This window comes from Streptomyces ficellus (genome assembly GCF_009739905.1).
GTDB lineage: Bacteria > Actinomycetota > Actinomycetes > Streptomycetales > Streptomycetaceae > Streptomyces > Streptomyces ficellus_A.
The window spans coordinates 3,254,398-3,279,196 of record NZ_CP034279.1 but is presented as its reverse complement, the minus strand read 5'-3'; the positions used below and the strand labels follow the sequence as shown (position 1 = coordinate 3,279,196).

27 protein-coding genes are annotated in these 24,799 nt (G+C 71.8%); 10 read left to right on the top strand and 17 right to left on the bottom strand.

Features of this window, described 5'->3' with window-relative positions; translation table 11 throughout:
• Nucleotides 1-51: 51 nt before the first annotated feature.
• From EIZ62_RS14430 to EIZ62_RS14410, 5 genes are read right to left on the bottom strand one after another with little or no spacing between them, the layout of a single operon-like run.
• Nucleotides 52-426: a DUF6251 family protein gene (locus EIZ62_RS14430; protein ID WP_156693091.1), complete on the bottom strand. Its 375-nt coding sequence runs from the start codon at nucleotides 424-426 to the stop codon at nucleotides 52-54.
• A gap of 31 nt (nucleotides 427-457) precedes the next feature.
• On the bottom strand, nucleotides 458-1,282 hold the full coding sequence (locus EIZ62_RS14425; RefSeq protein WP_156693090.1) for a phosphoadenosine phosphosulfate reductase: 825 nt from the start codon (nucleotides 1,280-1,282) through the stop codon (nucleotides 458-460).
• The gene (locus EIZ62_RS14420; RefSeq protein ID WP_156693089.1) at nucleotides 1,279-2,397 is read right to left on the bottom strand and encodes a conjugal transfer protein; all 1,119 of its coding nucleotides are present in this window, start codon (nucleotides 2,395-2,397) and stop codon (nucleotides 1,279-1,281) included. The genes EIZ62_RS14425 and EIZ62_RS14420 overlap by 4 nt, the downstream gene beginning before the upstream one ends.
• Entirely contained in the window at nucleotides 2,394-2,840 is a 447-nt protein-coding gene (locus EIZ62_RS14415) for a Pycsar system effector family protein (RefSeq protein WP_156693088.1), read from the bottom strand. The genes EIZ62_RS14420 and EIZ62_RS14415 overlap by 4 nt, the downstream gene beginning before the upstream one ends.
• Entirely contained in the window at nucleotides 2,837-3,106 is a 270-nt protein-coding gene (locus tag EIZ62_RS14410) for a DUF6284 family protein (protein WP_156693087.1), read from the bottom strand. The genes EIZ62_RS14415 and EIZ62_RS14410 overlap by 4 nt, the downstream gene beginning before the upstream one ends.
• 649 nt (nucleotides 3,107-3,755) lie before the next feature.
• Between EIZ62_RS14410 and EIZ62_RS14405 the strand changes: the two genes are divergently transcribed.
• A complete protein-coding gene (locus EIZ62_RS14405) occupies nucleotides 3,756-4,514 on the top strand; it encodes a helix-turn-helix domain-containing protein (RefSeq protein WP_156693086.1) in 759 nt (252 codons plus the stop codon).
• Nucleotides 4,515-4,516: 2 nt separating this feature from the next.
• Complete coding sequence (locus tag EIZ62_RS14400) at nucleotides 4,517-4,990, top strand: NUDIX domain-containing protein (protein WP_156693085.1); 474 nt, start codon at nucleotides 4,517-4,519, stop codon at nucleotides 4,988-4,990.
• Here EIZ62_RS14400 and EIZ62_RS14395 read toward each other — a convergent pair.
• The 7 genes from EIZ62_RS14395 to EIZ62_RS14360 form a co-directional block, all read right to left on the bottom strand.
• Nucleotides 4,978-5,544 (bottom strand): HD domain-containing protein, encoded by a 567-nt coding sequence (locus tag EIZ62_RS14395; RefSeq protein ID WP_156693084.1) that lies wholly within the window; start codon nucleotides 5,542-5,544, stop codon nucleotides 4,978-4,980. The genes EIZ62_RS14400 and EIZ62_RS14395 overlap by 13 nt on opposite strands.
• A gap of 1 nt (nucleotide 5,545) precedes the next feature.
• Complete coding sequence (locus EIZ62_RS14390; protein ID WP_156693083.1) at nucleotides 5,546-6,007, bottom strand: GntR family transcriptional regulator; 462 nt, start codon at nucleotides 6,005-6,007, stop codon at nucleotides 5,546-5,548.
• A gap of 171 nt (nucleotides 6,008-6,178) precedes the next feature.
• Nucleotides 6,179-7,012 (bottom strand): Shedu anti-phage system protein SduA domain-containing protein, encoded by an 834-nt coding sequence (locus tag EIZ62_RS32930; RefSeq protein ID WP_425281877.1) that lies wholly within the window; start codon nucleotides 7,010-7,012, stop codon nucleotides 6,179-6,181.
• Between the two features lie 223 nt (nucleotides 7,013-7,235).
• Nucleotides 7,236-8,624 carry an AbiJ-related protein gene (locus EIZ62_RS14375; RefSeq protein WP_156693081.1) on the bottom strand — a complete coding sequence of 463 codons (1,389 nt, stop codon included), beginning with the start codon at nucleotides 8,622-8,624 and terminating at the stop codon, nucleotides 7,236-7,238.
• Between the two features lie 480 nt (nucleotides 8,625-9,104).
• Nucleotides 9,105-10,334 carry a glycosyltransferase gene (locus EIZ62_RS14370; protein WP_156693080.1) on the bottom strand — a complete coding sequence of 410 codons (1,230 nt, stop codon included), beginning with the start codon at nucleotides 10,332-10,334 and terminating at the stop codon, nucleotides 9,105-9,107.
• Between the two features lie 148 nt (nucleotides 10,335-10,482).
• Nucleotides 10,483-11,142, bottom strand: coding sequence for a vitamin K epoxide reductase family protein (locus tag EIZ62_RS14365; RefSeq protein ID WP_156693079.1), 660 nt, complete (start codon nucleotides 11,140-11,142; stop codon nucleotides 10,483-10,485).
• 128 nt (nucleotides 11,143-11,270) lie between these two features.
• On the bottom strand, nucleotides 11,271-11,783 hold the full coding sequence (locus tag EIZ62_RS14360) for a DUF5949 family protein (RefSeq protein WP_208827906.1): 513 nt from the start codon (nucleotides 11,781-11,783) through the stop codon (nucleotides 11,271-11,273).
• 176 nt (nucleotides 11,784-11,959) lie between these two features.
• Between EIZ62_RS14360 and EIZ62_RS14355 the strand changes: the two genes are divergently transcribed.
• The gene (locus EIZ62_RS14355) at nucleotides 11,960-12,427 is read left to right on the top strand and encodes a tyrosinase family oxidase copper chaperone (protein WP_156693078.1); all 468 of its coding nucleotides are present in this window, start codon (nucleotides 11,960-11,962) and stop codon (nucleotides 12,425-12,427) included.
• Nucleotides 12,411-13,277: a tyrosinase family protein gene (locus EIZ62_RS14350; RefSeq protein ID WP_156693077.1), complete on the top strand. Its 867-nt coding sequence runs from the start codon at nucleotides 12,411-12,413 to the stop codon at nucleotides 13,275-13,277. Before EIZ62_RS14355 ends, EIZ62_RS14350 begins: the two co-directional genes overlap by 17 nt.
• A gap of 108 nt (nucleotides 13,278-13,385) precedes the next feature.
• On the opposite strand, the gene EIZ62_RS14345 is transcribed toward EIZ62_RS14350, so the two are convergent.
• The 5 genes from EIZ62_RS14345 to EIZ62_RS14325 form a co-directional block, all read right to left on the bottom strand.
• Nucleotides 13,386-13,655: a chaplin gene (locus EIZ62_RS14345; protein WP_156693076.1), complete on the bottom strand. Its 270-nt coding sequence runs from the start codon at nucleotides 13,653-13,655 to the stop codon at nucleotides 13,386-13,388.
• A gap of 172 nt (nucleotides 13,656-13,827) precedes the next feature.
• Entirely contained in the window at nucleotides 13,828-14,346 is a 519-nt protein-coding gene (locus EIZ62_RS14340; protein ID WP_244375683.1) for a hypothetical protein, read from the bottom strand.
• 260 nt (nucleotides 14,347-14,606) lie between these two features.
• Nucleotides 14,607-14,885 carry a hypothetical protein gene (locus tag EIZ62_RS14335; RefSeq protein WP_156693075.1) on the bottom strand — a complete coding sequence of 93 codons (279 nt, stop codon included), beginning with the start codon at nucleotides 14,883-14,885 and terminating at the stop codon, nucleotides 14,607-14,609.
• Between the two features lie 315 nt (nucleotides 14,886-15,200).
• Nucleotides 15,201-15,902, bottom strand: coding sequence for a hypothetical protein (locus EIZ62_RS14330; protein ID WP_156693074.1), 702 nt, complete (start codon nucleotides 15,900-15,902; stop codon nucleotides 15,201-15,203).
• Nucleotides 15,903-16,179: 277 nt separating this feature from the next.
• Nucleotides 16,180-16,419 carry a chaplin gene (locus EIZ62_RS14325; RefSeq protein ID WP_156693073.1) on the bottom strand — a complete coding sequence of 80 codons (240 nt, stop codon included), beginning with the start codon at nucleotides 16,417-16,419 and terminating at the stop codon, nucleotides 16,180-16,182.
• Between the two features lie 443 nt (nucleotides 16,420-16,862).
• On the opposite strand from EIZ62_RS14325, the gene EIZ62_RS14320 reads away from it, so the two are divergent.
• Genes EIZ62_RS14320 through EIZ62_RS14295 form a run of 6 tightly spaced genes read left to right on the top strand, consistent with a single transcriptional unit; the run spans nucleotide 16,863 to nucleotide 24,797 of the window.
• A complete protein-coding gene (locus tag EIZ62_RS14320) occupies nucleotides 16,863-18,329 on the top strand; it encodes a glycosyltransferase (RefSeq protein WP_280117742.1) in 1,467 nt (488 codons plus the stop codon).
• Nucleotides 18,326-19,750: an exopolysaccharide biosynthesis polyprenyl glycosylphosphotransferase gene (locus tag EIZ62_RS14315; protein ID WP_156693072.1), complete on the top strand. Its 1,425-nt coding sequence runs from the start codon at nucleotides 18,326-18,328 to the stop codon at nucleotides 19,748-19,750. Before EIZ62_RS14320 ends, EIZ62_RS14315 begins: the two co-directional genes overlap by 4 nt.
• Entirely contained in the window at nucleotides 19,750-21,204 is a 1,455-nt protein-coding gene (locus EIZ62_RS14310; RefSeq protein ID WP_156696387.1) for an O-antigen ligase family protein, read from the top strand. The genes EIZ62_RS14315 and EIZ62_RS14310 overlap by 1 nt, the downstream gene beginning before the upstream one ends.
• Nucleotides 21,197-22,966 (top strand): lipid II flippase MurJ, encoded by a 1,770-nt coding sequence (locus EIZ62_RS14305; protein ID WP_156693071.1) that lies wholly within the window; start codon nucleotides 21,197-21,199, stop codon nucleotides 22,964-22,966. The genes EIZ62_RS14310 and EIZ62_RS14305 overlap by 8 nt, the downstream gene beginning before the upstream one ends.
• The gene (locus EIZ62_RS14300) at nucleotides 22,963-23,691 is read left to right on the top strand and encodes a polysaccharide deacetylase family protein (protein WP_156693070.1); all 729 of its coding nucleotides are present in this window, start codon (nucleotides 22,963-22,965) and stop codon (nucleotides 23,689-23,691) included. Before EIZ62_RS14305 ends, EIZ62_RS14300 begins: the two co-directional genes overlap by 4 nt.
• Entirely contained in the window at nucleotides 23,688-24,797 is a 1,110-nt protein-coding gene (locus tag EIZ62_RS14295) for a glycosyltransferase (RefSeq protein WP_156693069.1), read from the top strand. Before EIZ62_RS14300 ends, EIZ62_RS14295 begins: the two co-directional genes overlap by 4 nt.
• Nucleotides 24,798-24,799: the final 2 nt, after the last annotated feature.

Here is a 24,799-nt window from a genome sequence, read left to right as displayed (position 1 = left end):
CTGTCCGGCTCCCCACCCGCCCCGGAGCGACCCGGGGCGGACAGGCAGCCATCAGCGGCGGCGACGGGACCGGCGCACGCTCCTGGCGGCGGCTGCACCCTCTGCACCGCCCACAGACCGGACGACGCTGACGACGCCCCAGGTCAGGGCGACGGCCAGGAAGGCGAGGATCGCCAGGTTCGCGGCGATCGCGGTCAAGGCCCCGACGAGCAGCGGGCCGAAGTACACCCCGGCGGCCACCGCGCCGGCGCCGACCCCGGAGCCGAACGCGATGCGCTGGACGGTGCGGTCCGGCGGGGCCTGGTGGATGTGCTGGTGGACGATCTGTGGCTGTACGGGCTGGTGGATGGTGGGCAGGTGGTCGGCGTAGACGTAGGTGCCGTCCGGGAGCTGCACCACCTTTGTGGGTTCAGGGAGGTTGGGCATTGCTGCCTCCTTGGGGGCAGGGGCGCGGGGGTCAGGTCATGCACCAGCCGGAGTCACAGCCGGAGCCCCACTCGTCGAACGGGAGCGTGTCCACGCCGTCCGGGATGGCCTTGCGCAGGGGCCGGTTGAACCGGGTCAGCCAGACGTGGTCCTTGCCGAGTTCGTCGCGGCGCCGGTTGAGAAGTTCTTCGAGCTGGCACGCCTTCTCGAACAGCTCGGGTTCATCGCGGCGCATGTCGTGCCAGGTCTCTGGCCGGTGGAAGGGGCAGAACCAGCACGAGGACTTCGGCGGTACCGGCAGACCGGCGCTTCGGATGATGCGGGCGCAGTCGATTCGGCGGATGCCGCGTTCCAGCAGGGGGTATTCGATGCGCTCGTGCGGCTCGCACCGCCGGTTGTTGGCGCGGTGGATCTCGTCCAGGCTGATCCCGATGCCGACCGTGGCCGGCGCCTCCTTTGTAGCGCCGCGCCGTTTGAGTTCGTCGGCGATGACCTTGATTTTGAACTGGGCCGTGCAGGAGCGGGTGCCAGGGGCTCCGTTCGACATCCGCACCGGGATCTTCAGCGACCGTGATCCCTCCCGGGTCAGGTCCTGATAGAGGGTGCGGACCTCACCGGAGCGCTTCATCATGCGGTCCAACACGACCAGCTCAAGGCCGTGGTCTTTGGCGTAGGGGATGGCGTATTGGTGCAGGTAGGCGAGGGTGCCGGGGTACTCGGAGTCCTCCCCGACGTTCGCCATGAGGAAGGTGCGGAAGTCCAGTTCGCCCGTAGCCGCGAGGACCAGGGCGGCCATGGACTGAACCCCGCCACCGAAGCTGAACGTCTTGACCGCACGCGCGGTGGGTGTGGTCACTTCGCCACCCCCATCACGCGGGCCCGCTCGGCAAGGATCGTGTCCCGCAGAGAGCGGGCGTTCGCCGGCGACGTGCGCACCGCGCGGCGGATGCCTTCGCCGGTCACCTTCGTGTCCGGCCAGTCCGCCGTCGCCGCCCGCGCTTCGGCGAGCAACTGATCCGGCGTGCGCTTGGGTCGACTCGACTTCGCCGCCGCCGGGAGGCGGCCGGTGGCGCGGCGCGGCCGGGTCGACTCCGCCGCCACCGCACGCCGCTCGATCGAGGCCACCGAAGCAGGAGCGACAGGCGGAAGCGGCTTGAGAGGCGGAGTCGACTTGCCCAGATCGACCGCGACCGGATCGGGCACCCTGAGCCGGGTCAGGGTGACCACGTGGGCAGGGGTCGATTCGGGCAGGTCAGCCGTAGACCGTTTCCTGCTGGTCTTGGTGGATTCATCCGCATTCGCCTCCAGGCTGGAGTCGAGGGCGGGGGAGAGGGCGGTGCCGCCGAACATCGAGGCGAGGGCGGCGTCCGCACCGGCGGTGACGCGGTCGCGCTGCACGTCCAGCAGCCTCGATCCGAGCGCCACGTCCCCGACCCCGACTTTGCGAGCCAGCCGCCACGACGCCCGATCCGAACGCTTCCGCACCCGACTGGTCGGGTGCTGGCTGGCGCGGGCCCGGTGATAGGCAAGGGCCTGCACCAGATCGGCGGTGCGGCGCTCGTTCTCTGCGTCGCGGCCATCGATGTGCACCACGATCCGCCGGGCCAGAAACGCCATGCCCTCCGCCGAGACGGACATACCCATCGGGGTCAGGGCGTAGATCACGGTGCGGCCCGGGTCAGGTGCCGCCATCGCCCCCATGACAGCGGCAGCGGCCGGCAGCGCCCACAGCCCGAGCCGGACGATGCGCGGGGAGGACTGACCCAGCATGGTCAGCCCCAGCAGGACCAGGGCGAGCACGGCCGTGGCGCCCTCACCGGCGGCGAGCGCACCGAGCGCGGTGCCCTTGCCGTAGGCGTGACCGATGTTGCTATACGTGCCGATACCGCCGAACACGCCCGTGGCCAGCATCGGCACGAACGCCGCCGTCAGAACCCCGATCTGTACGCGGGTGAGCTTGGCGCCGGTCATCGCACACCCCCGGCGGTGAGCAGGGCGGCGAAGAAGAGCAGGGCGCCGGCGGTCAGGGTGAGGTCGACCGCCTGGCGCAGGCAGGAGAACTTGGCGACCGCCAGCCGGGACAGTCCGGCGATGTCGGCCGCCAGGTCCCCCTCGACGGCGGCGGGGATCTCCTCCGGGGTGAGGGTGGCCCACAGGGGGAAGCCGTGCCGGCCACCGAGGTTCGGGCGGGTCGAGCGCAGCAGCAGACCGGCCGCCGCCACCAGCAGCCCCACCCCGAGCCCGCCCGCGGCGATGGCGGGCCAGTACAGGGGCAGGTCCCGGGCGAGCGACCAGGTACCGCCGAGCACCGCGCCGACGAACGCCAGCAGCAGCGCGGCCTTGGTGTCGGTCCGCGCGATCTCCGCCTTCACCTCGGCGTGCGCGGCGATCAGGTTGCGGTCGGTGGTGCTCATGCGGCACCCCCGTGGAGGCTCGCGCCGGCCACACGGTTGACCATCGCGACCCGGGCGGCCAGCGCGCGGCGGCGGGCCCGGCGGATGCGGCGCTCGTCCAGCTCGGTCGGCGTGCGGTCGAGGGTGACGATGTACGCGTCCAGCAGGTCGACGTCCGCCAGGATCACGGGCATCTCCCGCTCGATCGCCTCCAGCTCCGCATCCGTCGGCTCCATGAAGTCGGCGAACGCGGTAACAGCGTCCTGAGCAGTGACGATGTGGTTCATGGGTCGTGGTCTCCCTAGCAGGTGAAACGGCCCGAACAGCGCCCCCGGTGTTCCAGCACCGGGGGCGCACGCCGTTGAAGTCGGACAATCCGGCTCCCCTCAGCCCAGCCCGTACGGCCAGCGTGCCGGACGGGTTGGGGAGGCAACCGGCCGCAGCAATGCGACTGCGGGGGTCAGATGACGCGGTGGGCGCGGCCGCCTCGCCGGTCCAGCGGCGGCGGCACCTGAAGTCTTCGTCGGAGCATCGGAGCCTCCTTGGTGTCGAACAACGGGGATGAAGCACTGCAAGGGGGACCTATGTCCCCACCCTCCGGCCGTTGCTCGCGGTCACCGGGCCACCTCGCCAGTCGGGCCGAAGCCCTGTCCCCTGGCCTTCAGCGGGATTGCAGCGTCCCCGCCTTCTGCGCATGCGGCATGAAGCCGCCTTCCGACCGAGGTGCTGTGCCCGGTCGTTGCAGTACCTGTTTTACAGGTACTGCATGAGGGCTCGTCAAGTACGTCGACGGAACCTCCTGGTCTTCGCGCCGGAACTTCTTGGCGCACATTCAGAATCGCGGCAGGTCGGGGGAGTTGGTTACCCCGCACGTAGACAGCCCCGGGTCTTCTGGCTACGGTCAAGAAGTCCCTAGAAGTCCCTACGGGGGTGCAGATGTCGAACGAGCGTCTACGGTCCGCCCTCCTCGCCCGCGGCATGACCGTGCAGAGCCTCGCCGAAGAGATCGGCGTCATCCCGAAGACCGTCGAACGCTGGATCACGCAGGGGAAAGTGCCGTACCGGCGTCACCAGTACGCGACCGCGGCGGCGTTGAACGTCGACGTGACGACGCTGTGGGACGACAGCCGGGCTGTCGACAGCGCTACGGACCTGACCAAAGCCGAGATCGTTGCTGTCTACCCGCATCGGCACACGGTGCCGCCCGGTCTCTGGCGTGAGCTCTACGCGCGAGCCGAGAGCAACCTAGACGTTCTCGTCTACTCCGGGCTCTTCCTGTCTGAAGATCCGTTGTTCCACGAGCTTCTGAAGAAGAAGGTGAAGGGGTCTACGCAGGTGCGGATCCTGCTCGGGGACCCAGAGTCCGAAGCCGTCCGGCAGCGCGGCACAGATGAGGGGCACCGGATCATGGATGGCAAGATCCGGAACGCGCTGGTGAACTATCAGCCCCTCATGGCGAGCCACCCTGAAATCGGCTTCCGGCTCCACGCGACCACGCTCTACAACTCCATCTACCGGTCCGATGACGAGATGCTCGTCAACCCCCACGTGTACGGCATCGGCGCCTACATGGCGCCCGTCTTCCACCTGCGGCGCATGCCAGGCGGCGGCCTGTTCGACACCTATGCGAATAGCATCGAACAGACCTGGGGAGGCGCCCGCCAGGTCACGGACCACGACATCACAGGAGCCTGAGCATGGGACGCATTGACTACCTGCACGACCCCGACGCCCCGCCGGCCAACTCCGTCGTGCCGTCTGTCGTCGCGTTCGTGCAGAACGACGCGGGTCAGGTGCTGGTGATCCAGCGGTCCGACAACGGGCGCTGGGCATTGCCCGGGGGCGGCCACGACGTGGGCGAGTCGATCAGTGACACCGTCCTGCGTGAGGTCTGGGAAGAGACCGGGATCAAGGTGGAAGTCGTCGACCTGTCCGGGCTCTACACGGACCCCGGGCACGTGATGCAGTACGACGACGGCGAGGTGCGTCAGCAGTTCAGCATCTGCTTCCGTGCCCGACCGGTCGGCGGTGAACTCCGTACGAGCAACGAGACGACTCAGGTCCGCTGGGTCGACCCTGCGGACCTGTCGACGCTGGACGTGCACCCCACGATGCGACTCCGGATCGAGCACGCCATGGACAGGACGCGCACGACTCCCTACATCGGTTGACGCTTCGCCGCGGCGACCCGTTCGAGCACACGGGACGTGCAGGCCAGGATCTCGGGTTCCGCGCGACGGATGAACGTCCCAATCAGGCTGTCCGGCCCGTACCGCCCCGCGATCTCGTTGATCCGGTCGATCGGATTCGTGGGCGTGCCGTCCGGCGTGGTGTTCATGTCGCAGAAGCACAGCGCGTCATTGAGGTGTGCGCTCTCGCGGGGAAACTCACCCTCCAGCTCCTCGCGCAAGCCGCGAGCTTCCGCCTCCATCCAGGCGCAGGAATGGTGAGCAACCAAGTTGATAACCCGTTCGTCGGCGCTGGCCACGTCCCGGAGGTATCGGGCCCCATCAAGCGGATGGAAGCCCGTCTTGGCCAGGTCGGGCGCGTAACCGATGTCGTGCAGTACCGCCGCGGCTTCCAGTAGATCCGCGTCCTGGTCAAGAACGAGCGCGATCGTACGCGCCCTCTCAGCTACTCCGAGACAGTGCTTCCAGCGCCGCGGAAGCGGCTCAGCGAGCAAGGACTCAGCCAGGGGATAGGCCCACTCCGTCAACGTCGGCAAGCTACGAACGCTCCTCTCGCGTCGGCACGGCGCGGACCGTCCGCACCTTGCCCTGTCCGCCCCCCGCCAGCACGCCGGCGGTCTCCAACTTCTCCAGTGCCTTGGTCACCGTGGGGCGTGAGACCCCGAACCGGTCGGCCAGCGCGGAAGCGCTCGGGAAGGCGTCCCCTACTTCGAGCCCCTCAGCCGTGATGATGTCGGCGATCCGCTCATCGAGCGGGCGCCGGTCGACTCGTGCACCCGAGCGCAGGACGCGCCACCGCTCGCCCGGTGCCGGTTCGGCTACGCCTTCCTGTCGCAGCACACCGAACGCACGGAGCGCGACCCCGCGTGAGACCTTGTGATCGCGCATGACCTCAGCCAGTGACGGGAGGTCCGTCATGTCAGGGTCGTCCTCGATCTGCCGTTTTACCGCGTCGGCAATCTTCAGGAAGGTTCCCCGAGGGTTGGCCTGCTGCGACACTCGCTCTCCCTCTCCATTCGCTCGTCGTGGCTACTAGCCTCGCACGCTGCGCCTCGTGCTCGCCGAGCCCGAGTCCGGTCTATTCACCCTTCAGCGGCCGACGGTCGCCGGTGTCCGCCACGAACCACCCGGCACCCTCTACTGACTCGATGACACCTTCGGCCTCTCGGTCTACTCAACTCCCGTCTGGCGGAAATTCATTCTGTTAGGGTTTCCCCTCTTATGCCGCTCAGACTGCCGCCAATACTCCCATCGCTTCGCGAGATAGTTGCGACGCTCTTCAGTCATCATGACGGACCGATCAAGTGCCGCTTGTGGGTCGCCCAAGACTAGGGCCTCCGGCCCGGTAAAGGCACTGGTGCCATACAAAGGTGAGAAAGCGTAAACTTCGGGCCCCCGAGCCGTCATGGTGAGAGTCATTGAGTTTGAGTGATCGAAACGTGGACGTAGAGCGTCGAATGTCATAAACGACTCGTCTTTTGCTCGCTGCTGATCTCGTTTGTAGCGCACTCCATCTGGGTTTGTGTGGCCGCCCCCGAAGCTAAATTCCGACTCACGGCCGTAGATCAAGACATACTGAGGCTCAAGCGGTCGATTCAGGTATTTGTCATCCAAAAATAGGAACGAATTGCGAAAGATCGCCTGGTTCCCGTCACGAGAGAACCAAGATCGCCAGTCATTGAGCTGATCGTGCGCCTCCACGAACTCGCTAGTGGGGCGCCCATCCTTCCGGAACCACCGCTTCGACGGTTTCTCGATTTCGATCAGAATGGGAGTGATAAGGCCGGATGATCTCGTAACCCACATGAAGTCGGGTTCAAATGTCCGGCCTTCACCGGTAAGCTTTGGGCGCCGAAAAACCGCGCCTGCGTCTGACCCGTGGTGCCCGCCCGGACCGATATCACCGCTTCCCCCTGGAATCATTGCGGGATGCAGCTCAAGGAATCTCTGGACCTCGTCCTCTTCAGGATCCTGGCTGAGTAGTGTGTACCAATCTGCAAGCATCGTATCCGAGTACGTATCCCAGGCAAGGGGCCTCGGTCGCATGGGGTCGGCGTCGGGAAGGACAACCCCTGGCGCGACACTTTGTGACGATTGAGTATTCTCCACAGGTTCAGGCTACTCAGTCCGAACTCGCCGTGCTTCCGAGTCGGCCATTTTCGGGCTCAGGTCTTAGCCGGTGCCGGTGCGAGTGTTCGCCGCAGTGGCTGTGAGTCCACGCCGGGGATCAGATGCGCTGCTGCGGTGAGCGGTCGAGCAGTTGCTGGAAGAAGCTCGTGAGCAGACGATGTGCACGGTCACGGTCACGGAGCTCGTCGTGGCCGAAGCGGAACACCTCGTAGCCGCGAAGCGTCAGCTCGCGGTCTCCAGCCATGGTGGCCGCATACCGGCCGCTGTCCGGTTCGGTGCCCTGATTTCGGGTGTAGTGCTGGAGCCCGTCGACTTCCAGGACCACGCGATGGCCGCCGGGTAGCAGCATCAGGAAGTCCATGCGCAGGTTCTTCAGGGCGTTGTCGCCGCGAGCGCGGACGCTCTTGGGGTCCCAGTGGATCCATATCTCGGGCAGCAGGGCAGGAGCGTCGTCCAGATGATCCCGATGGATGCGGTAGTACAGCCAGAACAGGTTCCGCTGGCCGGGCGAGTTGGACGGTAGACAGGCTTCCATACGGTCATATAGGGCTTTTCCCGCGTCCTGGTCCTGCGGAATCTGCCGGGTTTCCTGCCACCAGGCCCGCAGCTCGTGCCAGCGCAGCCCCTCTTTGCCGACGGGCCGGTCGTAGACGAGGACTTGGTCGGCGCGTTCGGCGATCTCAATGTCGTTGTCGAGGGCGCTAGTGAACCTGATGTCGGGTTTGCCGAGGGTGGCGAAGATGAGGTTGCGTGGGCGGCGCCCGGTGCCGCGGCCGTGCCCGACGAGATGGAACAGCGGGTAGCCGTCCTGGTCTCCTTCGTGTCGCAGCTGCGCGCCTATGGGCTGTAGGTGACGGTTGGCCGTCTCGACGTAGGCGCGCTGGGCCGGTTCGTCGGGTAGGTACGCGGACGAGGCGAGGCGTTCGAGGAACTGGCCGAATCGGGGGTGAGGCGCCTCGAAGGCCCCCAACTCCTCAAAGAGGGTCTCGGTACTCCAGTCGTCGGGAAACCGGATGAAGTGCCGTTCGATGTTGCTGCGCAGACTGGGCTGGTTGGTGAGCCACTCACCGAAAACGTCATGTTCGAGAACCCATACGGAGTCCAGGAGTGCCATGAAACGGTCGGCATAGCGGATGTGGTCGCTCAGGTCGAGGTCCTGGGCCAGTTCACGGCGCGTGCGGGCGGGGATGGGTATGTGGGGTCGGCCGGCCCAGAGCGTGTCCTGGAGGCCGTTGCGTTCGTCCGCGGTCAGCGCCTCGCCTGCCAGGATTGCTTCTGCCACTGCGGGCAAGTCCGTGTCGGGGCAGGCGGCAAGGCTTGCGTCGGCGCGTTGTGCCTTGGTGTTGCCTTCTTGAGGTGGTGGCTGCGGCAGGCCGAGCCGGTCGCACAGGTCGGGCAGATCCTTATGGCCACTGGCCCGGGCCCGCGTCGAGAACACATGGTCGATCAGAGTCCGCAACTGCAACAGGTCCGGCTGTCCACTCATCCTGTGATGATGGGTTAGCGGCAGCTCGCTTTCCACCCCGCCCGCAGTCGGGGCTGGCGGAGCGACCGATCAGACAACTTCTGGGGCGGCATCGGCTCGATGGGCCGGTCTCAATTGCGGTCTCATTCGCGCTTGAATCCGGACGTGTCCACGGTCGTCCATCGAAGTCCCCACAACCACTCTGACCAGGCGTGGAGCCCGTCTCTCGGACATCCGCGGATGCACACGGACCAAGATCGGTAAACTCGTAATGCGTAGGTCTCGGGTTCGAATCCCGAAGGCGGCTCCATCGAGAACCCGGTCCAGGAACGTTCCTGGACCGGGTTTTCTCCTCTCCGGGCACTGCCCCATCCGCCGCCTCGCCGCCCGTCATGCCGTGACCCCGGCCCTACCGGACCGTGTGGCCCCCTGACGGAAAGCCAGGGGGCCACACGGTTCTCACTGGCGTCGGCCGGCCGGGGTCAGGCCCCGGCCCCGCCGTCACGCGGAGGCGGGGCGGCCGTTCTGGGTGGCCGTGTCGAGGAGGAGCTTGGCGGCCACGGCCGCTCCGTCGGTACGGATCGTGCCGGCGACGGCGGTGGCACGGTCGCGGGTCTCGGGGGCCAGCGCGGTGGCGAGCGCGGCCTTCAGGGACTCGGTGGTCGGGTTCGGGTCGGCGTGCGCCGCGCCGATGCCGAGGTCGGCGACCCGGGCGGCCCAGTACGGCTGGTCAACCGACTGAGGGATCACCACTTGCGGCACACCGGCCCGGGCGGCTGCCGTCGTCGTGCCCGCGCCACCGTGATGCACCACGGCGGACACCCGGGTGAGCAGCGCCTGGTGATTGGCCTCTCCGACGACGAAGCAGTCGCCGCCGTCGTCGATCAGGTCCAGGTCGGCCCAGCCGCGGGCGATCAGGGCACGGTGGCCGTGCGCGCGGATCGCCTCGATGGCCACCCGGGCGGCGCCCTCGGGGGCGCGGCCGCTGCCGAAGCTGACGAACACCGGCGGGGTGCCGGCGTCCAGGAAGGCCCGCAACTCGGCCGGGAGCGGGCGGTCGTCCGGCACGAGCCACGCGCCGGTCTGGGTAACGCCCAGGTCCGTCGGCTCCAACCACGGCGCCAGGACCGGGTCCGCGGCCATCCACGGGGTGTCGGTGATGACGTGGTCGCGGACGTTGCCCACCGGGGGCAGGCCGATAGCCAACCGCTGGGCGTTGAGGGCCTGGCCGAACAGCTCGTTGAAGCCCTTGCCGTCAGGGTCCCACAGCTCGCGGTTCTCGGTCACGTCCGACGTGGACGGCCGGTCCGGCAGCGTCAGCGGCGGATGGTGCGGAGAAGGGAGCATGATCGGGCAGTAGCTCGCGTACACGTAACGTATCCCGAGCTTCTCAGCCACCGACCGGGCGGCGACCTGCATCAGGCCGGCCGCCACCAGGACGTCGCAGTCCTCGGCCGCCGCACCGACCACGCCGAACTGGGCGGCGAGCACCCCGGCCGCGAGCGCGGGCAGGTCTTCCGGCGACGGTCCTCCCGTGCCGGCCATCATCGCGCGCATCGGAGGCCCGACCGGGACCAGCGGTACGCCCACGCCGGCCAGCCGCTGGGCGAACTCCTCGTCCGGCGGCGCGGCGACCCGGACTTCCGCGCCGAGTGCCCGAAGCTGCACCGCGAGGGCCACCAGCGGCTCCACGTCCCCGCGCGATCCCAACGTCGACAACAACAAACGCATTCTGTGCCTCCCCGTTTTCGTGAATGCCTGCATCAGTGGCCGATCTTGGCGGCGAACACCGGTCTCAGACCAGGCAGTTTGTTTGATCTTGACTTTACGGGGTGTCACTCACCGGGCCGCAGGCCCCCTTTGGGACACAGGCGCCCGGTCAGCTGGTCCAGAAGTCCCACCAGCGCGTCAGGATCAGCATCCCGATGATCCCGGTGTGCAGGACCGGGAGCACCCAGGTGAACTCGTCGAGGAAGCCGCGGACCGCGCGCGGGGCGGGGAGGAGTCCCTTGCGGACGTTGTGCGAGGTCACGTACCAGAACATGACGAGCGTGGCGACCCAGGCGGAACAGCACCAGAGGCACAGGGCGTTGATCTCGTACAGGGACTGCTGCATGAGCCAGGTGCAGAAACCGACGCCGAAGAGCGTGCCGGCGTTGAGGCCGAGCCAGAACCAGCGGCGGTGGCGGGCGCCGGCGAGGAGCCCGGCGCCGATGGCGACGACCATGCCGTAGGTGACGAGGCCGAGCATCGGGTTGGGGAAGCCGAAGACGGCGGCCTGGTCGCTCTTCATGATGCTGCCGCAGGAGACCACCGGATTCAGACTGCAGCCCGGGGTGAAGTTCGGGTCCTCCAGCAGCTTGAACTTGTCCAGCGTGATCACCCACGCCGCCAGCAGGCCCACCGCGCCGGTGATCACCAGCATCCACGCGAACGCCCGGCCCGCGCCGACGGTGGTGTCCTGCTCGGCAGGCTCGGGAGACTCTGGATTCCCGTTCCGGGCGGAGGACGCCCGGTCCTTCACGCGCGTCATCGTCATGGCGGCGACGTTACAGGCGGAATCCTTTCCTCGCGGTTCTCACCGTTTTCTTCCACCGGAACGAGGGAAGGCCCCGGCGGCAGGTCAACGCGCCTGCCGCCGGGGCCCTTCCGGCCGGACGGCGCGGGTCAGGTACGCACCCTCCGGACGGGCAGCAGGCAGTGGGCGCTCTGCGCCACCAGCTCCTCGTCGGAGAGGAACGCCCGCAACTGCTCCTCGCTGACCGGCTTTCCCTGCACGGCCTCGGGCCAGGGACGCAGCGAGCAGATCAGATAGGCCTTGCCGCTCTCATGGGCGGCCTTCTCCCACTCCGGCGGCACCGGGCACTGCACCTTCATGAACGGCAGGTTGAGGACGGCCTGTTCGGCCTCGACGAGCAGGGTGATGGGGATACGGGTCTCCCGGGCGAGGTCCGTCACCTTGTCGCCGATCGACAGGCCGGTCTTCTCCAGCTGGCCCCGCAGCGCCTCCGCGCCGGCCTCGGGTCCGTCGCGGCCGTCCCCGAGGGAGTACACCATCAGGAAGGGCGTCACGGGCGAGTCGGCGTCGGACTCGGGCTCATTGGCCCAGGGGATCACGATGAGCGTGCCCAGGGGGGATTCCTGCTGCCCCGGTGTGGCCGCGGTGGTGGAAGAAGTCATGGTGCCGGATGGTAGTGGCGCCTTGCGGGCGCTTCATGAGCGTTTCCACCCGTTCAGCCGATATGCGGGGGCGGTGATTCACCTGGGCGGGTAATGGATGCGGTGACCCCCTCCGGAACGGTTCGCGCACCGGGTCGTTGGTCCGGAGGAGCCACGACGAGCAGGGAGCCCGATCGATGAGCGTCACACAGTCGTTGACCCGCCTCCTTCCCCGCCGACGCACCGCGCTGCGGGCGCTGTTCACGCTGACCGTCACCGCCTTCACCGGCGGGACGCTCGCCCATGTCGCCACCACGCGCCCGGACGGGCCGGCCACCCGGAGGGCCGCGGGCGCCGGAGCGGAGGCCGCGGAGGCCGCGAAGGCCACGCCCCGGGCCGGGGGCGGCGGGGAGGGAGCCCCGTTCGACGAGATGTACCGGGGCCGGCACATCCGGGGCGGGCCCGCGGCCGAGGCGGCGGGGTTCGAGGTACGGATCGACGGCCGGCCCCTGCACCTGATGCGGCGCGCCGGCGGCGGCTACCTCACGCCGGTCGACCACTACCAGTCGTACCCGACGCCCCTGGCGGCCGCCCGCGCCGCCGTGGACGAGCTGGGCACGGCCCGGCTGGCCCTGGGAGGTGGACACCATGGCGTACGTCCGTAAGAACCAGCGCGACCTGACCGCCGCCGAGCGGCGCAAGTTCGTCGCGGCCGTGCTGGAGCTGAAGCGGAGCGGCCGGTACGACGAGTTCGTACGGACGCACGTCCGGTACTACAGCGCGGACGGCGACGACGGTCTGCGGGTGGCGCACATGGCGCCGTCCTTCCTGCCGTGGCACCGGATGTACCTGCTGGAGTTCGAGCGGGCCCTGCGGAGCGTCGACCCGTCGGTGACCGTCCCCTACTGGGACTGGACCCGCGACAACACCCCGGCGGCCTCTCTGTGGGGCGAGGACTTCATGGGCGGCAACGGCCGCCGCGGCGACCACCAGGTGATGACCGGGCCCTTCGCGTACGCCAGGGGGAACTGGCCCATCAACGTCGGTGTCACCGAAAGCGCGTTCCTCACCCGCGACTTCGGCAACCCGGCCCGCCCGATCGGTCTGCCGACCGCGCAGGAGCTCGCCCGGGCGAACGCCGAGACGGTCTACGACTCGGCCCCGTGGGACTCCACCAGCCGCACCGGGTTCCGCAACGCCCTGGAGGGCTGGACCCGGGAGAGCGGCAACGGCCGCTGGCGCAACCACAACCGGGTGCACCGGTGGGTCGGCGGCCTGATGCTCGGCGGCGCCTCGGTCAACGACCCCGTGTTCTGGCTGCACCACTCGTTCATCGACCTGCTCTGGTCGCGCTGGCAGCGGAAGAACCCCCGGGCCGGTTACCTGCCCGCGACCCCGCCGCCGCTGGGCTCCGCCCAGTACCGGCGGGTCGTGGCACGGAACGAACCGATGCCGCCGTTCAAGGCCACCCCGGCCGACGTCGCCGGCCACGACCACCTCTACCGCTACGCGTGACCGCGGCTCGCCGCCTCGGCGGCGCGGGCACGGAACGGCCCCCCGGCCGGTGGGCCGGGGGGCCGTACGTGGCTGTACTGGCTGTACGTGGCCGTACGCGCGGTGGTGTCAGCCGCCGTAGCCGTTGTCCTTGTCGCCGTCGACGTTCGCGCACTGGTTGCCGAACGCCGGGTTCAGCAGGCCGATGACGTCGATGGTGTTGCCGCACAGGTTGATCGGGACGTGGATCGGGACCTGGACCGCGTTGCCGGAGATGACACCGGGGGAACCGACGGCAGCGGCGTCGGCGTCGGCGTCGGCGACGGCCATGCCGGTTCCGCTCAGGACGACAGCTCCCGTGCCGACGATGACGGCGGCAGCCTTCGCGATGCGAGACATCAAAATCTCCTTGTACGTGGAAATCCGACCGCGGACCTGCGGTCGTCACTCCCCTACAACGCCACTCGGCAGGCCGGGTAACGGCCGCGCCACCCCAACGGCCGGTCGTGGCACAGGGTTACCTCTTTTGGCCCTGTGACGGGCGGGGGTGCGGGGGTCTGCCCCGCTGGGCTCAGCTCTGGGGCTGCGCGAGGCCGAGGGTCGAGTCCAGCGCCCCCGTCACGGTCGGTGACAGGAACCCGGCCTGCGGCAGTTCGACGCCCGGCAGGCCGAGCGACTCGGGGCGCGGCAGGGTCAGCGGGGAGCCGAGCACGGCGCCCGGCGTGGTCGCCTGTACGTCGGAGGCGGGAGCCGCGACCTCGGCCCGGCCGGTCTGGCCCTCCACGACGTCCGGCAGCGGGGCGCTGACCAGCGTCTCCGGGACGCCCGTCGTGACGGGGAGCTGCGGCAGCATCAGCGGCTGCACCTTGCCCTCACCGTGGCCGGTGAGCCCCATGGGCGCCCCGGGGACGGGGATGGGGACACCGGTACGCAGCGTGGGCGTGTCCGTGGGGAGTACGGTGCCGAGCCCGTGCAGGGGCACGTCCACCGGTGCGACCGGTGCGGCGGCGGCCGCCGCGGGCGTCGCCATCGCCGCCGACGCGAGGCACGTGACGACGATCCCCATGCCGGCCTGAGATTTCAGGTTCATTGCTGCGTACGCCTTCCGGGCTGTGAGTACGGTGCTGCCCAAAAGAACGAGCACGCGCCGGGAAACGCGTCAGAATTCGCCTGGTTGCAGCAAGGCGCGGCCCGCGTGTTGACGACCGGAAGGCAAAGGGGGAACAGCTCCGGGTGGCGCCGGTGAGAACGCCGAAAGGCCGACGGAAACGTCGTCGTTTCCCGTCGGCCCCGGCAGCGTCACGCTCGCGGCGGTGTCTCCCGCGTGTCGCCCGTCGTCGTTCAGGCGTGTTACTTGCCCAGCGGCAGGCCGCCGAGGAGCGGCGCGGCGGTGTCCTTCGCGCCACCCAGCCCACCGGCCGTGTCCTGCACCTTGCCGACGGCCTTGCCGTCCGTCACCTTGCCCACCGCGTCGGTCGGGACGGCCTCGGTCAGGCCGCGCTTGCCGAGCGCTTCGACTCCTCCGTTGAGGCTGGACGGGGTGAGGGTGTCGACGGCGAAGGCGGGCGCGGCCGCGCCCAGAGCCATCACGGAACCGGCGACGACCGCAGCAACCTTGGTGGGCTTCATTGGAGTGAGTCCTTCCTGGAATGGCGTCTGTTCGCTGCAACTCACGCTCGGCGCAGGACAGTTGGGATCACCTGCGCGGCGTTCTGTCTTCTGTAACGAGCCCTCCACGCGGGGGAAACTCCGAGAGCCAGGAATTCTCGGCACTGCACTCGAACGATACGAATCGGTCCTATTCTCCGATCAGCGTGAGATCGGCGTGGGTTCGGCTCGGCTCGGCTCGGCTTGGATCGGCGCGCGCGAAGACCGGCGGCCGTGTCGGCTCAGCGGGGCTGAGGCGGCACGGCCGTCGGAGGTGCGGTGCGGTGGGGCGCGGGTTTAGTGGCCGGTGGCCGGCAGGGTGGTGGCCGGCTGCGAGGTGGCGGGGAGCGTGGTGGCCGGCTGCGAGGTGGCGGGCAGGGTGTTCGTGCCCGTCGCGGGGATGCCCGCCGCCGGGGTGCCGGTCATCTGGGCGACGTCCCGCATGATGGCGTCCATCAGGGCCTTGCTCGCGGCCTGGACCTGGGTGGCGGAGGTGCCCGCCTGGCCGTTCGCCGCGGCCTCCACGAGGGCGTCGATGGACTTGTCCATGTCGGCCAGGGCCTTGTCCATGTCCATCCCCGCGTCCATGCCCGTGCCCGCGTCCATGCCCAGGTCCGCCAGGTCGACGGTGTCCGTACCGTCCCTGGGGACCGTGGTGGTGGCGGTGGCGGTGCCCGCGGTGTTGGTCTCCGTCTCGGCGGCCGCCTTCCTGAGCGCTTCGATGGCGGCGGCGAGGTCCTTCATCTGCTGGTCCATCTCGGCGGCGGGCAGCGTCTGGGCGCTGTTCGTGCCGGACGACGCGGCGCCGGACGCGGTACCGAGGGCGGCGTCGAGGATGTCGCCAACGGCACCGAGGATCTCGCCGATGTCCTGCGGCGCCTCGGCCCGCTGTGGGCCGGCGTGGGGGGCGGAGTGGGCGAGTGCGGTTCCCGCCGTACCGAGCGTGAGCGCGGCGCAGAGGGCGGTGGCCGCCACGCGGCGGGGTGTCAGGAGACGCATGCCTTGTCCTTCCAGTAATGCGTCGAGAACGGTGACATCACCGTGAGTCCGCCCATTGCCCTCCGCAAACGCATGCGCGACGGCCGTGCTTGCTCCCGATGGGTGAAGGAAACCGTCTGACCTGCCGGGAAAAGGCCGCGGTACGCCCTGCGCGGGGAATGGCCCCGCGCCGCCGATGGGGTGGCCGCCCGGCGCTTCGCGCAAAAGCGCAGTGCGCCGTCCCGGCGGGGACGGCGCACTGTGGTCACGCCCGGCTGTCCGCGTGGCGCGGAGCGCGTCAGTCGTTGACGCAGACGTTCCCGAACGTCGGGTTCAGCAGGCCGATGATGTCGATGGTGTTGCCGCAGAGGTTGATCGGGACATGCACCGGGACCTGGAGCAGGTTGCCGGAGAGGACACCGGGGGACTTCACGGCCGCGCCCTCCGCCTGGGCGTCTGCGTGCGCGACGCCGGCGGCACCGGCGACGGACGCGGCGACGGCGGAGGTCAGGACGGCTGCCTTCGCGATACGGGACATGGTGAGGAACTCCTAGGTTGGTGATGCTCGGCGGCCTACGTGGCCGGCTACACCAACAACGCCCCAGTATTTCGCCGGTTGCGCGACCGAATGGGTGACACGCCGCCCCGCCGCCGCGCTCGACACGCCGCACCGGCAACGCGGCGTGAAAATCGGGAAGTTGCTCCGGCGGTGTTTCGCATGCTTCTGACCGGGTTTGTTGAGTTATAACGTACATCTCGCTGGACGCGGTCCCACTCGTCAAAGCGGAGAACCCGTATGGGGAATTCAGAGGTTCTTGCAGTGCGGGCGCGCCCGAATACCGCGCGCCGCTGACGTTCGCCCGGCGCGCACCCGGAAATGCGCCGCCCCCGCCACCCAGAAAATCCCCCAGCCGCCCCGCAGCCCCCGCCGAACCCTTAACGCCGCCCGCTTCGCAGAAAGCTTCGTAGAAAGGGTCACGCGTGCGTCCCCCACTCACCGCATTGCATGTTGTCCAGCCCGGTGACGGCGGGGTGGCCCGTGTGGTCACCGACGTGGTCGGCGCGCAGCTGGACCTGGGAATGCGGGTCGCCGTGGCCTGCCCGCCCGGTACGCCACTGGCCATGGCGGCCCTGGCGCGGGGCGCCGACGTGCACCCGTGGCGGGCCGGCCGCGAACCCGGTCCGCGGCTGGTCGCCGAGAGCCGCCGGATCATCGAGCTCGTCGACCTCCTGCGCCCCGACCTGGTGCACGCGCACAGCGCCAAGGCCGGGCTCGCCGCCCGGATCGCCGTACGCGGCCGGGTGCCCACCGTGTACCAGCCGCACGCCTGGTCGTTCGAGGCGGTCGACGGGGTGACCGGGGCGCTCGCCAGGCGCTGGGAGCGGTGGGCCGCCCGCTGGACCGACCGGGTCATCTGCGTCAGCGAGGCGGAGCGGCGCCGCGGCGAGCACGCCGGGGTGCGGGCGCCCTGGGCCGTCGTCCACAACGGTGTGGACGCCCGGCGGTTCACCACCGGGCCCGGCCGGGCCGCCGCCCGCGCCGCGCTCGGCCTGCCGGCCACGGCACCGCTCGTGGTGTGCGTGGGGCGGCTGTGCCGGCAGAAGGGCCAGGACATGCTGCTGGACGCCTGGCCCGCCGTCCTCGACCGCGTACCGCACGCCCGGCTCGTCCTCGTCGGCGACGGCCCGGAGGCCGAGGCGCTGCGTACTGCCGCCCTACGGCTCACCACCGCCCAGCAGCCGGCCGCCGCCCAACGGCCGGCCACCGCCGAGCAGCCGGCCGCCGCTCAACGGCCGGCCACCGCCGAGCAGCCGGCCGCCGCTCAACGGCCGGCCACCGCCGAGCAGCCGGCCGCCGCTCAACGGCCGGCCACCGCCGAGCAGCCGGCCGCCGCTCAACGGCCGGCCACCGCCGAGCAGCCGGCCGCCGCTCAACGGCCGGCCACCGCCGAGCAGCCGGCCGCCGCTCAACGGCCGGCCACCGCCCAGCGGCCGGCCACCGCCCAGCAGCCCACCGGGGCGCAGCCCGCCGAGCGCGCCGAGCCCTCCGTGCGCCTCGTGGGCGCCGTCGCCGACACCGCGCCCTGGTACCGGGCCGCCGACCTGGTGGTCCAGCCGTCCCGCTGGGAAGGGATGGCCCTCGCGCCGCTGGAGGCCATGGCGGCCGGCCGGGCCGTCCTCCTCACCGACGTCGACGGCGCCCGGGAGAGCCTGCCGCCGGGCCACGAGACGCACTGCCTGGTACGTCCCGGCGACCCCGCCGCCCTCGGCGCCGCCCTCGCCGCACTGCTCCAGCGGCCCGTCCTCCGCGAGGCCCTCGGCCGCAGCGCGCAGCAGCACGTCCTGCGCCGGTTCGACGTCCGGCGCACGGGTGCGGCCATCGCCGACGTGTACCGCGAGGTGACCGCCGCGCCACGTCACGAACTCGGGGAGCCGATCTCCCAGTGACCACGGAAAGCACCAGCCCGGTGACCGCCGCCACCGTCGTCCCCTCGCAGGGCAGCCCGGACCGGGTGGCCCTGCCGCCACGCCGCCCGGTCCCCGCGCCGCCCTTCGTCTCCTCCCTGGTCGCCGCCGACTGCGCCGCCGTCCTGCTGGCCGCCCTCCTGCTGGGACCCGAGCAGCGCAGCGCCGGGCTGCTGATGCAGCTCACCGCGGGCCTGGCCGCGCTCAACGCGTACGCCGGCCTCTACCGGCCGGGTGCCGTCGCCTCCGTACTGGACGAACTGCCCACCCTCGCCGGGCGGGCGGCGATCGCGTGGTGCGCGGCCGCCGCGCTGCTCGCCGCGCAGTCCCCGCGGGCCGCCGCAGGGCCGGGGCTGCTGGCCGCCGCGTACGCCGTCCACCTGGCGTGCGTGTGCGCCTGCCGTGCCGTCCTGCACCACCGGCGCCGTGCCGCCGCCCGCGCGCACCCGCGCTCCGCGCTGCTCATCGGCCCCGTCGCCGAGGCCCAGCGGCTCGCCGGGACGCTCGCCGGGCACCCCGAGTACGGCGTCCGGCCGGTCGGCATCGTCACCACCCACCGGCCCCCGGACCCGGCCGAGGCGACCCTGCCGGTCCTGACGACGCCCGAGGAGATCCACCGGGCCGTCATCCAGAACAGCGTGCGCGACGCGCTGTTCACCGGCGCCCGGCAGCCCGACCTCGTCGCGCTGCTCAGCCACTACGGCTGCGCCGGCTGGCTGGTCGGCGAGGACGGCGAGCACGGCGGCGGCGACGTCCGGCGCGCGCCGATGAGCCAGCACCTGTGGGGCCACCCGTGCCTGCGCCTCGACCCGCCGCCCGCCCAGCGCGGCCGGCCGGCCAAACGGATCCTCGACGTCATGGTCGCCGGGCTCATGCTCACCGCCCTCGCCCCGCTCCTGCTGCTGTGCGCCGCCGCCATCCGAATGTCGGACGGGCCCGGCGTCGTCTTCCGCCAGGAGCGCGTCGGCCAGGACGGCCGGCTGTTCACCCTGCTGAAGTTCCGCACCCTGCGCCCCGCGAACGACGAGGAGGCGGCGACCCGGTGGAGCGTCGCCCACGACGAGCGGATGAGCGTCGTGGGCGCGTTCCTGCGCCGCACGTCCCTCGACGAGCTGCCGCAGCTGTGGAACGTGCTGCGCGGCGACATGAGCCTGGTCGGCCCCCGCCCGGAACGCCCCTACTTCGTCGACCGGTTCAGCCGCGTCCACGCCGGGTACGCGGCCCGGCACCGGATGCCCGTCGGACTGACCGGCCTCGCGCAGGTGCACGGGCTGCGCGGCGACACCTCCATCGAGGACCGGTGCCGCTTCGACAACCACTACATCGACCACTGGTCGCTCTGGCAGGACGTGTGCATCCTGCTGCGCACGGCGGCCTCGCTGATCCGGCCGGCGGGCAGCTGATGCGGTGGCCCCTCACCCGCTGGGCGCCGCTCCTGCCCCTGCTCGCGGTCGTCGCACTGCTCGCCGTACCGCCACCGGACGGCGCGGACGGCGGCTCCGGCACCGGCACGGTGGCGGACGCGGCGTCCGCCGTGCTGGTCGTCGCCTGCGCGGTACGGCTGCTCCGGGACCGGGCCAGGCCGCTCACCCGGACGGCGGCCGTCGTCCTCGGCCTGCCCGTGCTGGGCATCTGCACCGCCGCCGTCGCCTCCCACGACCCGGCGGCGAGCCTCCCGGGCGTCGCCCGCTACCTCCAGGTCTTCGTCCTCGTACCGGCGGCCGTGGTGCTGCTGGTACGGGACCGGCGCGACTTCACCGTGGTCGCCTGGGCGGTGATCGCGCTGGCCCTCGCGCAGGGCGCGATCGGCGTCACCCAGTACCTCACCGGCACGGGCGCCTCGTACATGGGCGAGGACGTCCGGGCGGTCGGGACGTTCGGGGCGACGGACGTGATGGGGATGGCCACGGTCGTCGCGTACGGGATCGTCGCCGCCACCGGGATCGCGCTCGGGTCACCGGGGCGGCGCGCCCGGGCGTGGGCCCTGGTGTGCGGCGGGCTGCTGGCCGTGCCGCTGGTGGTGTCGTTCAGCCGGGGCGCCTGGATCGCGACCGTGGCGGCCTGCGCGCTCCTCCTCGCCCTGTGCGGGGTGCGGCGGGCGCTGCGGGTGGGCCTCGCGGCGGGCGCGCTCGGCGTGGTCCTGGTGGCCGGGCTGGGCGTCGGCTCGCAACTGGTCCAGGAACGCGTCGCGAGCATCTCGCAGGTCACCGCCGCCCCCGACCGCTCGGTCACCGACCGGTACACCATGTGGGCGGCGGCGGCCGGGATGTGGCGCGCCGAACCGCTCACGGGCGTCGGGCTCAAGGGCTTCCCCCACTACCGGGACGGTCACGCCTCGCTGGCCCTGTCGTCGGGCAGCGACACCGCGGGCGCCGGCCGGGGTTTCCAGCGCCAGCCGCTGCTGTCGCCGCACAACATGTACCTGCTGGTGCTGGGCGAGCAGGGGCTGCTGGGGCTCCTGACCGTCGCCGGCAGCTGGCTCGCCCTGCTGGTCTGCGCCCTGCGGCGCCTGGTGGACGCCCGGGCCGGCGGTGCGGCCCCGGCCTGCGGGCTGGTCGCGGTGGGCCTGCTGGTCTGGCAGCTCGTCGACTTCGCGTACGCGGACATCGGCGGCCCCGCGACGGTCCTCACGGCCCTGGTGCTGGGCCTGGCCGCGTGGTGGGCCTTCGCCCCGCCCCAGCCGGCCGGGACGCCGTGCCCGGCCGACCCGCGGGGCGGCCCGCCGATGATGCCGGTGGGGTCGACGGGACCGGCCCTCTCCTCACGCCCAGTCGGCCCGCGGACCGCGCCCGCCCCGCAGACCCGCGCCGCCGCCTCCCGGTCCGGCGCCCGGAACGCGGGGGGCGCACATGGCTGACGTACCACGGAGCGCCCCGCGCGGCGCGCAGCACGACGCACCGCTCGACGCCCTGCACGACGCCCCGCACGACGCCGCCCCGCCGCACCGCACCCGCCCCGATGCGCCGCGCGACACCCCGCGGCGGGTCGCGGTCGCCGAGCGGGCCGCGCCGCGGGGCACCGGCCGGGGGTGGGCGCCCTCCAGTCGCCTCCTCGCCCGGGCGGCCGCGCTCACGGCCGCCCTCACGGCGGTCGGCGCCCTGCTGGGGCTGGTCCGGGACCAGTTGCTGGCGCACGAGTTCGGGGCGGGCGGCGGTACCGACGCGTTCCTCGTCGCCTGGACCGTGCCCGAGTTCGCGGCCACGCTGCTGATCGAGGACGGCATGGCCCTCGTCCTCGTACCCGCCTTCGCCGCCGCCCTCGCGCGCCGGACGGACCGCGACCACGGCCCCGGCCTCCGGCTCGACCCCGTACAGGCGCTGGTCAGGGCCACCCTCCCGAAGACGGTCCTCGGCACCGGCGTGGCGGCCGCGCTGCTGGCGCTCGCCGCACCGGGGTTCGTCGACCTGCTGGCGCCCGGGCTGCCGGAGCGCCGGCTGGCCGTCGACTGCACCCGGCTGACCGCCACCTGCCTGCTCTCCTTCGCGCTCGCCGGCTACTGCAGCGCGGCGCTCCGCGCGCACGGCAGGTTCCTCGCGCCCGCCGCGATCTACGTCGCGTACAACGCCGGCATCATCGCGGCGGTCCTCCTCCTCGGCCCGCCCGGCTGGGGCGTACGCGCGGCGGCGGCCGGGGTCGCGGCGGGCGGCGTGCTGATGGTGCTGATCCAGGCGCCGGTCCTGTGGCGGCACCTGCGTGCGCCCGCGGCGCCGCCCGGCGCACCGGCGGGGCAGCGACCGGACGCGTCCGCCCCGCCGCCCCGCCTCCTCCTGGCCGCGCTCGCGCCGGTGGTCGTGTTCGCGGTGAGCCGGCAGTCGCAGGTGCTGGTCGAACGGTTCCTGGCCGCGCCGCTGCCCGGCGGGGCGATCTCGCACCTCAACTACGCGCAGAAGGTCGCCCAACTGCCGATGGTGCTCTCGCTGATGCTGTGCACGGTCAGCTTCCCCGTCGTCGCGCGGGCGCTCGCGGCCGGCGACACCGGCACCGCCCGGCGGCGGGCCGAACGGGACCTGCTGCTCGCCGGTGTGATCGTCCTCGTCGGCGCCGCGACCGTCGTGGCCGCCGCGCCGCAGATCGTGCACCTGCTCTTCCAGCGCGGTGCGTTCGATGCCGCCGACACCGCCGCCACCGCGACCGTCATGCGGGTGTACGCCCTCGGGCTGCTCGGCCACACGCTGGTCGGCGCCCTCGTACGCTGCTACTTCTCCGCCTCCCGCCCCCTGTGGTACCCGGCCGCCGCCATGCTCGGCGGCATCGCGCTGAACGCCGCCGCGGGCGGGGCCTGGGCCGGGCCGTTCGGCGCGCCCGGCATCGCCGCCGCCAACGCCCTCGGCATCACCGTGACGGCCGCCCTGCTCCTGTTCGGCCTGCGCCGCCAGAGCGTCCCGCTGGACGCCCGAGGCCTCGTCGCCGGGCTGCTGCGGCTCGCCGCGGCCGCCGCCGTCGCCACCGCGGCCGGCTGGTGGTGCGCGGCCGGCCCGCCGGCGCTCGCCGTGGCGCTCGCCGCCACCGCCGTCACGGCCGCGTTCACCGCCACCGCCTGCGCCCTGCGCGCCCCGCTGGTCCCCTCCCTCGTCCGAACCGCCAACCCGTTCCGCCGGCTTGCGAAGGCCCGTACATGAACCAGCCGAAGATCCCTCTGTGGGTCGCGATGTACCACTCGATCGACGACACCACGGACGACGACCCGTACCACGTGACCGTCTCCCCCGCCCGCCTCGACAAGCAGCTGCGCTGGCTGCGCGACCACGGCCTGCGCGGGGTCGGCGTACGGCAGCTGCTGCTGTACGCGGCCCGCCACGGCGACACGCGCGGACTGGTCGGCCTCACCTTCGACGACGGGTACGCCGACTTCCTCGACAACGCCGTCCCGATCCTGCGCCGCCACGAGTGCACCGCCACCGTCTACGTCCTCCCCGGCCGGCTCGGCGGCGCCAACGACTGGGACGCGCTCGGCCCGCGCAAGCCGCTGCTCACCGAGGACGGGGTCCGCCGCTGTGCCGCCGCCGGCATGGAGATCGGCTCGCACGGGCTGACGCACGTCTCCCTGTCCGCCGCCCCCGAGGAGGAGCTGCGCGAGGAGACGGCCGCCAGCCGCGAGGCGCTCCGCGCGGTCACCGGCACCGCCCCGGACGGCTTCTGCTACCCCTACGGGCACGTCAACCAGCGTGCCGCGCGCGCCGTCCGCGAGGCCGGGTACGCGTACGCCGCCGCCATCGACCCCGGTGCGGCGAACGGGGTGTACGCCCTGCCGCGGGTGCACATCGGGGAGCGCGACACCGGCTGGCGGCTGCACGCCAAGCGCCGGCTGCACGGGGTGCGGCGCGCCCCGGTGCTCGTGTCATGAGGTCGCCGCTCAACGTCCTGCACGTCATCACCGGACTCGGCATCGGCGGCGCCGAGCAGCAACTGCGCCTGCTGCTGCCGCACATGGACCGCGTCCGCAGCAGCGTCGTCACGCTCACCAACCCCGGCCCCGTCGCCGACGCCCTCCGCGCCGACGGGGTGCCGGTCACCCACCTGGGCATGCGCGGCAACCGCGACCTGTCCGCCCTGCCCCGCCTCACCCGGCTGGTCCGGCACGGCCGCTTCGACGTCGTCCACACCCACCTGTACCGGGCCTGTCTGTACGGGCGGCTCGCCGCCCGGCTCGCCGGCGTCCGGACGGTCGTCGCGACCGAACACTCCCTGGGCGCCGCGCAGATCGAGGGCCGGCGTCTCAGCACGGGCGCCCGCGCCCTGTACCTGGCCGGCGAACGGCTCGGCCACGCGACGGTCGCCGTCTCCGACACGGTCGCCCGCCGCCTCGCCGGGTGGGGCGTGCACCCGGCGCGCATCCGGGTCGTGCCGAACGGCATCGACGTACCGCGCTTCGCCTTCGACCCCGCCGCGCGGCGGGCGGCCCGGCGGCGCCTGGGGCTCGCGCCCGACGCGTACGTCGTCGGCGGGGTGGGGCGGCTCGCGGCGGGCAAGCGGTTCGACACGCTGATCCGGGCGGTGGCCGCGGTGCCCGGCGACGCCCGGCTGCTGCTGGTGGGGGAGGGCGAGCAGCGGGAGCGGCTGGAGCGGGTGGCCCGGGAGGGCGGGGCGGCGGACCGGGTGGTGTGGGCGGGCGCGGTGGACCGCGGCCTGCCGGAACTGCTGTCGGCGATGGACGTGTTCGTGTCGACGTCCCCCGACGAGGCGTTCGGCCTCGCGATCGTCGAGGCGCTCGCCGCCGGCCTGCCCGTCCGGTACGTGGCGTGCCCCGCGCTCGACGACCTGCCGCCCGGCGACGCGCCCGGCGCGCGCCGGATCGGCGGGACGGCCCCCGAGGTGGCCGCCGCGCTGGCGTCGGTCACCCGCGAGCGCCTCCCCGTGCCGGCCGCCGTGCACCGCTACGACATCGCGCGCAGCGCACAGCAGTTGATGTCCCTGTACGACGAGCTCGCGACGAGCTCCCGGACGAAGTGAGT